Raw genomic sequence first — 12,798 nt, 5'->3', positions numbered from 1 at the left:
AGATAGTCCATCAAGGGCGAAATTTAGTCAATCATCAGGAGCCGGGGTGCATGCTAGGCTGTTTTCAATCGTGGACGAAACCAGTTCGGGTTTCGGCTTAATTCCCACACAACAACAAACAGGGACCATCAAGATGAAAAACGTACCTCTGTACCTGGCCGGCGAGTTCGTTCAGAGCCAGACCTCTGAGTGGATTGACGTTACCAATCCCGCCACCAGCGAAGTGATTGCCAAGGCACCCTGCGCCACCCACGCGGAGATGGAGCAGGCCATTAAATACGCCGGTGAAGTGTTCAAGACCTGGAAAGAAGTGCCCGTCTCCGAGCGCGCCCGGGTGATGCTGCGCTACCAGGCGCTCCTGAAAGAACACCATGACGAAATCGCCGAAATCCTCGCCCAGGAAACCGGCAAGACCTTTGAAGATGCCAAGGGTGATGTATGGCGCGGTATCGAGGTGGTTGAGCACGCCGGCAACGTCGCGTCTCTGATGATGGGCGAGACCGTTGAGAATGTGGCCCGCAGCGTGGATACCCACTCCTGGACCCAGCCGCTGGGCGTGTGCGCCGGTATTACGCCGTTCAACTTCCCGGCGATGATTCCGTTGTGGATGTTCCCGATGGCCATTGCCTGCGGCAACACCTTCATCCTGAAACCGTCCGAGCAGGATCCGCTGACCCCGATGCGCCTCGCCGAGCTGTTCGAAGAAGCCGGTGCGCCCAAGGGTGTGCTGCAGGTGGTTCACGGTGGCAAGGAGCAGGTGGATACCCTGCTGACCGATCCGGCCATCAAGGCGGTCTCGTTTGTCGGCTCCGTGCCGGTTGGCCGTTATATCTACGAAACCGGTACCCGAAATATGAAGCGTGTACAGAGCTTCGCTGGCGCCAAGAACCACATGGTGATCATGCCGGACGCCGACAAACAGCAGGTGATCAATGCCCTGGTGGGTGCGTCCGTCGGTGCAGCTGGCCAGCGCTGCATGGCGATCTCCGTGGCCGTCTTCGTTGGTCAGGCCCAGGAATGGATCCCGGAACTGAAAGAAGCCATGGCGAAGGTGCGCCCGGGTGCGTGGGACGATGCCGGAGCCAGCTACGGCCCGGTCATCAGCCCGCAGGCCAAGGACCGCATCGAATCCCTGATTGCCGCTGGTGAAGCCCAGGGCGCTAACCTGCTGCTGGACGGTCGCGGCTGCACCGTGGATGGCTACCCGGACGGCAACTGGGTTGGACCGACCCTGTTCTCCGGTGTCACCACCGACATGGATATCTACAAAGAAGAAATCTTCGGCCCGGTCCTGTCCTGCATGGAAGTGGACACCCTGGGTGATGCCATCGAGCTGATCAATGAAAGCCCCTATGGCAACGGTACCTCCATCTTCACCTCCTCCGGTGGCTGTGCCCGTCGCTTCCAGCACGAGATCGACGTGGGTCAGGTAGGTGTGAACGTACCCATTCCGGTACCCCTGCCGTTCTTCTCCTTCACCGGCTGGAAGGGCTCCTTCTACGGCGACCAGCATGCCTACGGCAAGCAGGCGGTACGTTTCTACACCGAAACCAAGACCGTCACCTCTCGCTGGTTCTCCAACGAAGTGGCCTCTACCGAAGCAAACTTCTCCATCCAGTTGCGTTGATAGGCCTGTGGAGTGGGGCAGGGCCAAACCGGCCCTGTTCCTGCTCCCGGGAGTAAAAGCATGAATTTTGACCTGAACGAAGATCAGCTGGCGTTTCGCGACGCCGCCCGCGCCTTCGCGGAAAAGTCCATGGCGCCCCACGCCGCCAAGTGGGACGACGAACACATTTTCCCGGTGGATGTCCTGAAAGAAGCCGGCGAGATGGGCTTTATGGGCATGTACACCCCGGAAGCCTACGGTGGTATGGGGCTTTCGCGCCTGGATACCTCGGTGATTGTCGAGGAACTGGCCGCTGCCTGCCCATCCACCGCCGCGTTTATCACCATTCACAACATGGCCACCTGGATGGTCGCCAGCTTCGCCTCCGACGACCTCAAGCAGGAGATCGTGCCTAAGCTGGCCAGTGGCGAATGGCTGGCCTCCTACTGCCTCACCGAGCCCGGTGCCGGTTCTGACGCAGCAAGCCTGCGGACGAAGGCTGTGCGCGATGGCGACAGCTACGTGATCACGGGTAGCAAGATGTTCATTTCCGGCGCCGGCAGTACCGATGTACTGGTGCTGATGGCCCGCACGGGAGACGCCGACAGCGGCTCCAGGGGTATTTCCGCGTTCGTGGTGCCCGCCGATGCCGACGGCATCTCCTACGGCAAAAATGAGGAAAAGATGGGCTGGCACAGTCAACCCACCCGCATGGTGAGTCTGGAAAATGTGCGCATCCCGGCATCCAACCGCATCGGTGCCGAAGGCGAGGGCTTTGCCATCGCCATGAAGGGCCTCGACGGTGGCCGCCTGAACATCGCCACCTGTTCACTGGGTGGTGCCCAGGCGGCCCTGTTGCGGGCCCGTAACTACCTGCACGAGCGGGCGCAGTTCGGCAAGCCCCTGGCCGCCTTCCAGGCGCTGCAGTTCAAGATCGCCGACATGGCCACCAATCTGGTGGCTGCCCGGCAGATGGTCCGGCTGGGTGCCTGCAAGCTGGATAACCGCGACCCGGAAGCCACACTGCACTGCGCCATGGCCAAGCGATTTGCCACCGACGCCTGCTTTGACGTCGTGAACGAAGCCCTGCAGCTGCACGGTGGCTACGGCTACATCCGGGAATACCCGCTGGAGCGCTACCTGCGAGACCTCCGGGTGCACCAGATCCTCGAAGGCACCAACGAAATCATGCGCCTGATCGTCGCCCGTCGCATTCTGGAAGACGGTGTGGCTGAGGCCATCCAGTAAACAACCAATAAAACCGCAAGGGATAAGGGAGAGAATCAATGAGTGATCTGATCCAGATCGAAAAACGCGGACATATTGCGGTACTGACCATCAACAATCCGCCGGCCAACACCTGGACGGCGGAATCCCTGCCGGCTCTGCGCGACATCGTGCAGGACCTGAACGCCGACACCAACATCTTCGCGCTGGTGGTAACCGGGCAGGGCGAGAAGTTCTTCTCCGCCGGCGCCGATCTGAAAACCTTTGCCGACGGCGACAAGGCCCGGGCCAACGAGATGGCCCAGTTGTTCGGCGAGGCCTTCGCGACCCTGAGCGATTTCCGGGGCGTCTCTATCGCCGCGATTAACGGCTATGCCATGGGCGGTGGTCTCGAATGCGCCATGGCCTGCGACATTCGCATTGCTGAAGAACACGCCCAGATGGCGTTGCCAGAAGCCACCGTTGGCCTGCTGCCCTGCGCCGGTGGCACCCAGAACCTGCCCTGGCTGGTGGGTGAAGGCTGGGCCAAGCGCATGATTCTGTGCGGCGAGCGAGTCAAAGCCGATAAGGCACTGGAAATTGGACTGGTGGAAGAGGTCGTTCCGTCCGGCGCCAGCCTCGACGCGGCCATGAAGCTGGCCGAAGGTGCCTGCAAGCAGAGCCCATCCTCCACCGCACGCTGCAAACAGCTGATCATGAGCGCCCGTGACGGCCGCAGCCACGAAGATGGCTGGCGCATGGAACGGGAGCTGTTTGTCGAACTGTTCTCCACCGAAGACCAGAAAGAAGGCGTGAATGCGTTTCTTGAAAAGCGCACGCCCGAGTGGAAGAACCGTTAAAGCTCCGGCCAAGCACCGGATTGAGGAATGAACATGAGTGAGCAACCCATTGTATTTGAAGAGTGGGTAACCGCGGATGGCGCGTTGATTGCCGTTGCCCGCCTGAATGCGCCCAAGGCGCTGAATTCCCTGTCACTGGAAATGATCCGCCTGCTGACCCCGCAATTGCGCCGGTGGGCGGACGATTCGCGAGTCTGCGCCGTTTGGCTGGAGGCAGAGGGTGACAAGGCCTTCTGTGCCGGTGGTGACATAGTCGCGTTGTATCGCAGCATGACCGAGCCCAATGCCAGCGGCGAGGGTGAAGCCTTCTTCGCCGAAGAGTACGAGTTGGACCAGCTGATTCATAGCTTCCCCAAGCCCGTTTTGTGCTGGGGCCACGGCATCGTGATGGGCGGTGGCATGGGACTGTTCCAGGGCGCCTCCCACCGGGTAGTGACGGAAGGCTCCAAACTGGCGATGCCGGAGGTTTCCATCGGCCTCTATCCAGACGTGGGCGCCGGCTGGTTCCTGAACCGGGCTCCGGGGCGAACCGGTCTGTTCCTGGGGCTGACCGGGGCTCGCATGAACGGGGCCGATGCTCTGTTCACTGGTCTGGCCGACCGCTTTATCCAGCATCAGATGAAGGCCGATGTGATTGGCGAGTTATGCCAGCGTAACTGGCAGGATGAAGACGCCAGCGCAGTGGTTGGCAGCGTCCTGCGGCAGTTTGAACAGCAGAGCCGCGAGGCCTTGCCGGAATCCCCTGTGCGTCACCACTTCGATGAGATCAATCAGGCGGTTGACGGCGATTCGCTGGAGGCTGTCGTTGGGCAGCTTACCGAGCTGGCTGGCGGTGAGGGCTGGCTGGCGAAGTCAGTCCGGTCCCTGGGCAACGCATCTCCGACGTCTCTGGCCCTGTTCTGGCACCACCTTGAACGCTGCCGCCGCGACAGTCTGACCGAGGTGCTCGATAAAGAGCTGGTGATGTCTACCAAGGCCCTGAAAAAAGGTGAGTTCGCCGAAGGCATCCGGGCACTGCTGATCGACAAGGACCAGCAGCCACGCTGGCACTACGCCACGCTGTCCGAAATCGACGATGCCTGGCTGGAAGATTTCTTTACCGCCTGAGAGGTAAAGCGAGATCGCACGGCTGCCCCGGTTGAGTGGCGGCAGCCAGACACAACAACAAGGAGAACAGACATGGCGAAGATTGCATTTATTGGCCTCGGTAACATGGGTGGCCCCATGGCCTCCAACCTGGTGAAAGCCGGGCATGACGTTACCGTATTTGACCTGTCCGAAGCGGCGGTTAAGTCGCTGGAAGCCGAAGGTGCCCAGTCCGCTGGCACCGCCAAAGCAGCGGCCGAGGGTGCGGAGTGCGTCATTACCATGCTGCCCGCCGGCCAGCATGTGGAATCTGTTTATCTGGGTGAGGACGGGTTGCTGGCGCATCTGCCGGAAGGCACCCTGGTGATTGATTCCTCGACCATTGCGCCGGAAACCGCCCGAGCTGTGGCCGAAGCGGCCCGCGCCCGGAACATTCCCTTCCTGGATGCACCGGTTTCAGGTGGTGTGGGTGGTGCCAAAGCCGGCATCCTGACGTTCATTTGCGGTGGCGCTGAGGAGGCCTTTAACCAGGCGAAGCCGATCCTCGAGGCCATGGGCAAGAACATCTTCCACGCCGGCGATCATGGCTCCGGACAGGTCGCCAAGATCTGCAACAACATGATGCTGGCGATCCTCATGGCCGGCACCAGCGAGGCTCTGGCACTGGGCGTAAAAAATGGACTGGATCCGGCCGTGCTGTCGGAAATCATGAAGCAGAGCTCCGGTGGCAACTGGGCACTGAACGTCTACAACCCCTGGCCGGGAGTGATGGATGGTGTGCCGGCTTCCCGGGATTACGAAGGCGGCTTCCTGGTCAAACTGATGAACAAGGACCTGGGCCTGGCGTTCGACAACGCGGTCAAGAACCACGCCCCGATTCCCATGGGTGCCCTGGCTCGTAACCTGTTCGAGCTGCACGCCGGGCAGGGCAACAGCGACCTGGATTTTTCCAGCATCCAGCGGTTCTACCGTTCAGACGACAAGTAAGCAGCGTTTCAATCCCGCTTGAGGCATTACAAAACCCCGGTTCCCGGGGTTTTTTATTCTGGGGTGGGGCTTGGGTGAGCAGCGAACGTCTCAGACCCTGAACTCTTTTGCGAGCTGCAAATATTCCTGAGCCGCTGCATTGGCCTCTGGCACTTTCTCCAGTTTCTGGGCCAAAGCAGTTCGAAGACCAAACGACGTGCTGTGCGGACAGGGCCAGACTCTCGCGGATTCCTGCAGACAAGCAATGGCTGCGTTTGTGTTACCACGCTTCAGTTCTGCCAATCCCAACCTTGTATAAGCCGCGTTGTACCCACATTGGCGGGGCTCATAGGAAAGCCAATCGGTGCGGATACGAAGGCGGGCCAGAGGCCCCAGGAGCGCCCATAGCCTCGCTTTCTGGCAGATTACGCCAATAAGTGACAGCGAAGCGTGCAGTACCACGCCCGGAAGCATGCGGGGGAGGCCGACTTCCAGGCGTGGATCGTTCATGAAATCAGGAAGTTTCGAAGGGTCCTGGTACTCAATCCAGGCGTAATACTGACGCGCCGCTGCTGCCGCTTCTTTCGAGTTTCTGGGCCCCATGCATGTCCTGACTCTTATATCACCATGCACTACGGCCGGGTTCATGCAGCTGTCTGAATGCCGTGCCTTGTTCATAGCCATCCCGCCTGGTACCAGCTTTTATGATTGTTTCCACCTACCTTGCACGACTTTCTGGCAATGCCGAGAGAACCGGGGCACAGAATCCGCTCGTTTGACATTGTTTTGCAATTGGGTGTTTGGGGTGGTGGGTCACGGCGACAAGCGTCAGATCAGCGGGGTTGTAAAAGGAAGTTGCCTTTTCGGTCAAATACTATACTCTGCCCGCTACCTTCGTTTTGTCATTTATCCTCGATAGCTGGCTCTGCGCTCATTTTCCGAGGCTTATAAATGGCACCCCTGCGATTACGCTACCAAACCATCGAGTTTGGAGAGATAGACGTTCATCTTTGCTCTCTGCGCAACACCAATGAATTTTATGACCCGAAAGGAAGAGCCGAAGAGCTGGGTATCTGCTCTGCGTCATGGCCCATATTCGGGGTTGTCTGGCCATCAAGTCTGGTTCTGGCCCAATTTATGTTGGGCTACGACACGACGTCCAAGAGAGTGCTGGAGGTAGGCTGTGGTATGGCCTTATCCAGTTTGCTTTTGAACAAGCTGAATAGCGATATTACGGCAACCGATTATCACCCGGAAGTTCAATATTTCCTGGAAAAGAACGTTCAGCTCAATGGGGATAAATCCATTGCGTATGAGCGAACCGACTGGGCGAATAGCAAGGATAACCTGGGACTTTTTGATCTGATTATTGGCAGTGATCTGCTCTATGAAGATGATCATATCGAGTTGCTGGCCAATTTTATTCAAAGGCATTCGAAGACAAACTGTGAAGTGATTCTGGTCGATCCGGGGCGAGGGAGAAAAAATAAACTGAATAAAAGGCTGGTAGAGTTTGGCTTCAGTGCCTCTCAGTTCAAACCACACGATCCCCATAATATTGGCCAGAACTTTAAAGGACATATTCTTAAATATGTTCGGTAACCCAGAGCTGCACCAGATTACTCCACGACAAACGCCCCCATATCTCTCAGGCGCATTCTCGCGCACTGGGACCTCCAGATCACCGCAAACCAATTGGGATTAGCACCCGCGTCGGATGGCGTGAATTGATCGGGGCTTGCCTGGGGAACATCTAGCAAACCGGTGGTTCATCAATATCTTCGTAATCATCTTTGGTGAACGGTGGCGTACAGAGGGCCAAGAACACCAGATCTTCCTGGCCTGTATTCGCGATTCGCTGGCGGCTCATTGGCGGAATTATTACCACGTCGCCTGGCGTCACATCCTCAGCCAGCAAATCGCCAATTTCCACTCGACCAATACCGCTGAGAATATAGTAGCGTTCTGCAGATTTTCTGAGTCGATGCCATCGGGTTGTTACGCCCGGTTCAACTCGCGCACGGGCAATTGACAATGTTTCGTCATCGGTAGAATTGGATTGCTCCACGATGAAGCATCTTTCAGAAGTATAGAACTCACTTGAAAGATCCTGTTTTCGGATCGATTCCTTCATCGCAATTTCCCTTTTTCCTGACGCCTTTAATGTGCGGCCCGACGCGACCTGAACGGACTTAATGGATTCGTTAAGTGGCTGGATATTCACCACCCAAAGTATCGATTGGCGCTTCGGCACCGACGCAGGGAGGCGAGAAGACTGTTTTGAACGTGAAAGCCTCTTCGGTTGGTCCTTGCTCTCTCAGGGTGTTCAGCTTTTGCGCAGCCTCTTCGACTGACGGAACGTGACCGGCTGGCACCCACCAAAGAACCATGTGTGCTTCACCCATTCTGTGGAACCACTCTTTCTTGCGACGCATGATCTCAACGTGTGCAGACCGGTAAACGTAGTTATGCAAAGCTTCGACGGAATCCCAGAGAGAAAGATTCACGATTTTATCAGAGCCGAAATAATCAATGCCGGTGGCATCACCTGCATCGGTTTGCAAGCGCCAGACGAAACCAGGGGAATCTTCAGCCAGCGCATTTATTCTGTCCAAATTAGCGACAAAATCTGAAAGCTGAGGTGAATCAATTGGAGCCATGAGTGTGGCAATGTTGAGTTGGGCTAGCTGATACTTACTCACCGTTTCCTCCCTGACTAAGATTGAAAAGCCCCGGTTAGCCGGTTTTTTTTCTGGGGATAGGCTTCCAATAGTAACGTTGAAGCAATCGCACATCATGCCTGATCGACCCCGCCACGGATCGCTTTGCTTTGAGGTCCTGCGAGAGCTATATATTTATAGGAGACTGCCTGGGGTTGTCTCAGGTTGGTCGTGCCCCGAGGAGGGCATCTCATGAAAACCGCAATCCCCTGGACGTTCTCTGCCTTGGCAGCCATCGTCCTCATCCCCCCAGCTACGGCAGAAATTCTGGCCGTCATGAACTACGAAAGTAAGCCCGCGGACCAGCTCAAAAGCCTGAAGTTATCCGGAGAAACAGCTCGGCGTGAGGGTCTGGCGATCGTTGATGTCGATCCGGAGAGCCCGAATTTCGGACAAATCGTATCCGATATTCCGGTCGATGCCGAAACCATTGCACACCACATTTTCTACGACCGAACGATGAGCAAGGCCTACATTACCGGCCTGCAAAAGCCTGCACTTCAGGTTCTTGATCTGACAAAGAATCCCTACCGACTGTCCACGGTCGAAACGCCACCGTGTAATGTGGCCGAAGACGTCATTCTGGACGAAGCAAACGAGCGTTGGTACCTGACCTGTATGGGTTCCGCCAACGTGATTGTCGGCGATGTCGCGAGCGACGAAGTGGTGGGCGAGATTAAGCTGCCAGGCACTTACCCGCACGGACTGGCTGTCAACAGTGAGATCGATCGCATCCTGGTCACCTCGACCATCACGCCGGATCTGACGAGCCCGGACGAGTTCGTCTCGGTGGTGCGTGCCTCGGATCTGGAGCCCCTGGGCAAAATTAAGATGTCAGACGCCGAGTCACCCTCCAAGGTTGCGCCCGTTGAGGTGTTCTTTGTGCCGGGTGCCGAGCCTGCGACGGCGCTGGTGACCAACATGTTCGGGCATACGCTCGAAGCGCTGGTCTGGAATGAGGACGCGCAGGAGTTCGGTCGTGAAACGATCTTCAATTTCGCCGAGCATGGCGCCACCGTACCGCTTGAGATCTACTTTAACGACGACAACAACCCCGACCGCATGTACGTGACGACAGCGATGAAGCCGGGATACCTGCACGTCTTCGACATTTCGGAAGGCCCAACCAAGCCGAAACTGCTGAAGCAGATTGCCACAGCCGAAGGTGCACACCATGTCGGGTTCACGCCGGACTTCCGGTACGGATTCGTCCAGAACTCGTTCATCAACCTGCCGGACATGAGTGACGGTTCGGTGTCGGTGGTGGATCTTGAGAGTGGGGAGGTGGTTGCCTCCATGGACACCCTCAAGAATGGCGGGTTCAATCCGAATTCGATCACGCTCCTGCCGGAGTGGAACCACCTGGCCGGACACTAGGTGGGTACCGCGGCGCTGGAAGTGCTAGGCGTACGACTCCGCACGCGTCTACCTTGAGGTTCGGCCTCCGTGGGGTACTGGCAGGTCGCACCGGCGATAACGATGAGCCTGGGCGCGTCGCAGGCCCAGGCCCATGCTTTCGGTGCCCGCTACGACCTGCCGTTGCCGCTTGGCCTGTATCTTGTCGCAGCGGGGTTGGCGGTGGCGGCTTCGTTTCTTGCTGCTCTGCTTTTCCTCCGTACCGGGCGGACGCGTCCTCTGCATCTGGACATCCCGGTGCCCGCCAAAGCTGGCCACGCGCTTTCTACGTTGCTGGGAACTGTCGGCCTGATTGTGCTGGGCGTCCTGCTCGGTTCTGCGTTCTTCGGACCGCAAGAGGCCATGCACAATTTCACGACGGTCTGGGTCTGGGTGATCTGGTGGGTAGGATTCCTGTTGTTCTCGGGCCTGGTGATTTCCCTGTGGCCGCAGATTGACCCGTTCCGCAGACTGGCGGCTTTTACAGCGTGGGCGACCGGCCGGCCGTGGCGGGGTGGTGCGGCCAAACTGCCGTCGGGAGCTGGCCTGCTGGCTCCGGCAGGTCTGCTGGTGATCGCCTCGATTGAGTTGGCATCGGACTGGTCGGAAGATCCGCGAATGGTTGGCCTGCTGGTGACTGCCTACCTCCTGGTCGCTCTCTCAGGCGGGCTCGCCTTCGGGCAACAGTGGTTCGGTGTGGCGGACCCCATTAGCCGCATTTTTGCGGTGCTCGGCCGGGTCGCGCCGCTCTCGATACGCAGCGGCCCCACCTTGCGCTTGCGGCTGCCGGGCGAAGGTCTGTTGACTGAGTCAGAGCCCCTACGCGGCGAGGTGGCTCTGGTTATCGGGCTCATTGGCATTGTGCTCTTCGACGGTGTGTCCGAGACCCCGGTTTGGGCCGCGGTGCTGGAGTTCGTGAGCACCTCACCGTCCTTGCGAGTGCCGCTGCTCTGGCTGCGCGATCAAGGGGCGGATTTGATCCAGGTAATTCGCACCATCGGCCTCCTGGTGACCATTGCCGGCTTCTACGGTGCCTACTGGCTGTTGATGATTCTGATGAGGGCATTGGCCGGCGGCACGTTCACGATCAGTCAGCTTGCGCACAGCTTCGTCGGTACGCTCCTGCCGATTGCGGTGGCCTACCATCTCTCTCACTATGTCTCTTACCTTCTGCTCGCAGGCCAGCTGATCTTTCCCGCCGCGTCCGATCCTTTTGGCCTGGGATGGGACGTCTTTGGTACCCGGAACTGGTCTATCGACATCAGTGTCATCGGGACAAGGCACATCTGGTGGATAGCTTTTACGGCATTGATTGTCGGGCACGCGCTTTCCGTGCTGGTCGCGCATAGGCGCGCGCTCCAGCTGTTCGAAGACGCCCGGCGCGCAGCGATTTCGCAGATCCCGATGACCATTGCCATGGTTTGCCTAACCGTGCTGAGCTTGTGGATCCTCTCACAGCCCATCACAGAGTGACCGGATGAGTGTTTTCGCGGGAGATGTTCAACATCCGCACGGGTTAGATGGCGCGTCACGGTCAGGCCCGGCGCAGGCGATACCAGTGCTCGTCCGGGCGCAGCAGCCATTCCAGGGGTGGGGGCAGCTTGAAGAAAGATGGTTTTACATCGGCAATTTGCCACCCTGCAAAGGCTGTTTCTATTTCATCTCTGCTAACGCCCCGGATCAACGGGCGAATGCGCCGCGGCCAGCAAAGCAGGATCACTGTGGCATCCTGGGTGGCCAACGCGTCCACGCTACGAGCCATGGCTCGCTGCTGCCGGGTGTCGAAGTCATGGAAGGTGCCGGTGTCCAGGATGAGCCGAAAACCTGAACCCACTTGATCCTCGGAAAGCCGGGTAACGTCCCCCTGCACGAGCGTCACCTCCACACCGGCTGCGCGAACTCGCTCTTGTCCGCGCTCCAGGGCTTTCTCCACGAAATCTACGCCGGTGACATCCCAGCCCCTTTTGGCCAGTTCGATGGCCCAGATTGCGCTGCCCGTGCCAATATCCAGAGCGCGCCCGTAGGGTGAATTCCGACCCTGCTCCTCCTGTTCTAGGAGCGATGACAGGGATTGGAAAAACTCCTGGTCGGTATCCTCCCAAGGGTGAAAACCGACGGTGTACGAAAATTTCCAGTTCATAGCTGCTATTCGGCTATTTGCCGTCGCATCTAGCTGACTGCTGCATAGGGCGGCTTTGTTGGCTCTGACGCACGTTATAGATTGATAGAATCTGGTCGTAATCCAAATACACGATTTCGCCCCTGTATTCTTCAGAGCCCTTATTCCAAGGGAGAAATATTCGAACTGAAAGTTCCCTCTTTTGACCGTCACCGACCCATTTTTTCAATTCCCGGCAAATGCAGGCGAGACCAGAGACACACCGCTTTCCCCTGGATTAACCGGGCTGGTTTACCGCAGACAGCGAGCACCTGGGGTGTGTTGTTTGGTTTTTGTATCGCCCTGATGGCTGTGCCGGTACCTGCATGCCTGGCCACTGTTTGTTATCCGATCCTGTGGAAGTGCTACGCCCGTGGGAAGGGAGAACGATTAATCAGGAGACATACAAAACAATTCAGGGTGCTGTGCAGTATGATTTCTGGTGGTTGCCGGTCACTGCTTTTTGGCCGATGCAGGGTGAGGCATGTTCATATAGACACCACCTTGTTTAAGCTCTGCCAGCATCTGATTTAACCTCTTCTCTTTTGTCGCATCGCGCTTTGCTAGGTTAATCCAGCCTATGTAGTCATTCTGCTGATAAGCGGGCCGATTAAGATAATCCTGCATCAGCGACTGCTCTTCTAACGCCGCCTTCACAAAGGAAGGCATGGGATGCCGATCGCGCTCCAGCTTAGAGACGTCTTTTGCCATGAGGAGGCCTCGTTCAATTCGAATAACGGTGGTAAATGTGGGTCGGCAGACCCTGGACAACCGTGACTTGCAGTCGTCATTAGGAATTTT

General features: G+C 57.8%; 13 protein-coding genes. 8 read left to right on the top strand and 5 right to left on the bottom strand.

Translation table 11 applies throughout. The annotated features are described in order from the left end of the window. The first annotated feature begins 133 nt into the window (after nt 1-133). The 5 genes from QVZ43_RS14075 (at nt 134) to mmsB (ending at nt 5,745) form a co-directional block, all read left to right on the top strand. Nucleotides 134-1,627: a CoA-acylating methylmalonate-semialdehyde dehydrogenase gene (locus QVZ43_RS14075; protein WP_302910438.1), complete on the top strand. Its 1,494-nt coding sequence runs from the start codon at nt 134-136 to the stop codon at nt 1,625-1,627. Between the two features lie 60 nt (nt 1,628-1,687). Further along, nucleotides 1,688-2,854 (top strand): acyl-CoA dehydrogenase family protein, encoded by a 1,167-nt coding sequence (locus QVZ43_RS14070; RefSeq protein WP_302910437.1) that lies wholly within the window; start codon nt 1,688-1,690, stop codon nt 2,852-2,854. 38 nt (nt 2,855-2,892) lie between these two features. Next, complete coding sequence (locus tag QVZ43_RS14065) at nt 2,893-3,672, top strand: enoyl-CoA hydratase (protein ID WP_223792939.1); 780 nt, start codon at nt 2,893-2,895, stop codon at nt 3,670-3,672. Between the two features lie 33 nt (nt 3,673-3,705). After that, nucleotides 3,706-4,779, top strand: a complete 1,074-nt coding sequence (locus QVZ43_RS14060) for an enoyl-CoA hydratase/isomerase family protein (RefSeq protein WP_302910436.1) — start codon at nt 3,706-3,708, stop codon at nt 4,777-4,779. A gap of 72 nt (nt 4,780-4,851) precedes the next feature. After that, a complete protein-coding gene (mmsB, locus tag QVZ43_RS14055; protein ID WP_302910435.1) occupies nt 4,852-5,745 on the top strand; it encodes a 3-hydroxyisobutyrate dehydrogenase in 894 nt (297 codons plus the stop codon). Nucleotides 5,746-5,835: 90 nt separating this feature from the next. Here mmsB and QVZ43_RS14050 read toward each other — a convergent pair whose 3' ends face one another. Further along, nucleotides 5,836-6,327 (bottom strand): hypothetical protein, encoded by a 492-nt coding sequence (locus QVZ43_RS14050; protein ID WP_302910434.1) that lies wholly within the window; start codon nt 6,325-6,327, stop codon nt 5,836-5,838. A 348-nt stretch (nt 6,328-6,675) separates the two neighbouring features. On the opposite strand from QVZ43_RS14050, the gene QVZ43_RS14045 reads away from it, so the two are divergent. Next, a complete protein-coding gene (locus tag QVZ43_RS14045; protein WP_302910433.1) occupies nt 6,676-7,326 on the top strand; it encodes a class I SAM-dependent methyltransferase in 651 nt (216 codons plus the stop codon). Nucleotides 7,327-7,477: 151 nt separating this feature from the next. Here the strand turns inward: QVZ43_RS14045 and QVZ43_RS14040 are convergent, their stop codons facing one another. Then, the gene (locus tag QVZ43_RS14040; RefSeq protein WP_302910432.1) at nt 7,478-7,858 is read right to left on the bottom strand and encodes a cupin domain-containing protein; all 381 of its coding nucleotides are present in this window, start codon (nt 7,856-7,858) and stop codon (nt 7,478-7,480) included. A gap of 70 nt (nt 7,859-7,928) precedes the next feature. Further along, nucleotides 7,929-8,426, bottom strand: a complete 498-nt coding sequence (locus QVZ43_RS14035; protein ID WP_302910431.1) for a DUF3291 domain-containing protein — start codon at nt 8,424-8,426, stop codon at nt 7,929-7,931. A gap of 210 nt (nt 8,427-8,636) precedes the next feature. Here QVZ43_RS14035 and QVZ43_RS14030 point away from each other — a divergent pair, with 210 nt between their 5' ends. Further along, a complete protein-coding gene (locus tag QVZ43_RS14030) occupies nt 8,637-9,821 on the top strand; it encodes a YncE family protein (protein WP_302910430.1) in 1,185 nt (394 codons plus the stop codon). Nucleotides 9,822-9,923: 102 nt separating this feature from the next. After that, nucleotides 9,924-11,312: a hypothetical protein gene (locus QVZ43_RS14025; protein ID WP_302910429.1), complete on the top strand. Its 1,389-nt coding sequence runs from the start codon at nt 9,924-9,926 to the stop codon at nt 11,310-11,312. Between the two features lie 61 nt (nt 11,313-11,373). On the opposite strand, the gene QVZ43_RS14020 is transcribed toward QVZ43_RS14025, so the two are convergent. Continuing rightward, a complete protein-coding gene (locus tag QVZ43_RS14020; protein ID WP_302910428.1) occupies nt 11,374-11,979 on the bottom strand; it encodes a class I SAM-dependent methyltransferase in 606 nt (201 codons plus the stop codon). 471 nt (nt 11,980-12,450) lie between these two features. Next, the gene (locus tag QVZ43_RS14015; protein WP_302910427.1) at nt 12,451-12,708 is read right to left on the bottom strand and encodes a YdeI/OmpD-associated family protein; all 258 of its coding nucleotides are present in this window, start codon (nt 12,706-12,708) and stop codon (nt 12,451-12,453) included. Nucleotides 12,709-12,798: the final 90 nt, after the last annotated feature.

The organism is Marinobacter suaedae (assembly GCF_030519635.1).
Taxonomy (GTDB): domain Bacteria; phylum Pseudomonadota; class Gammaproteobacteria; order Pseudomonadales; family Oleiphilaceae; genus Marinobacter; species Marinobacter suaedae.
The sequence above is the reverse complement of the archived record's forward strand: the minus strand, read 5'-3'. Positions and strand labels throughout refer to the sequence as shown.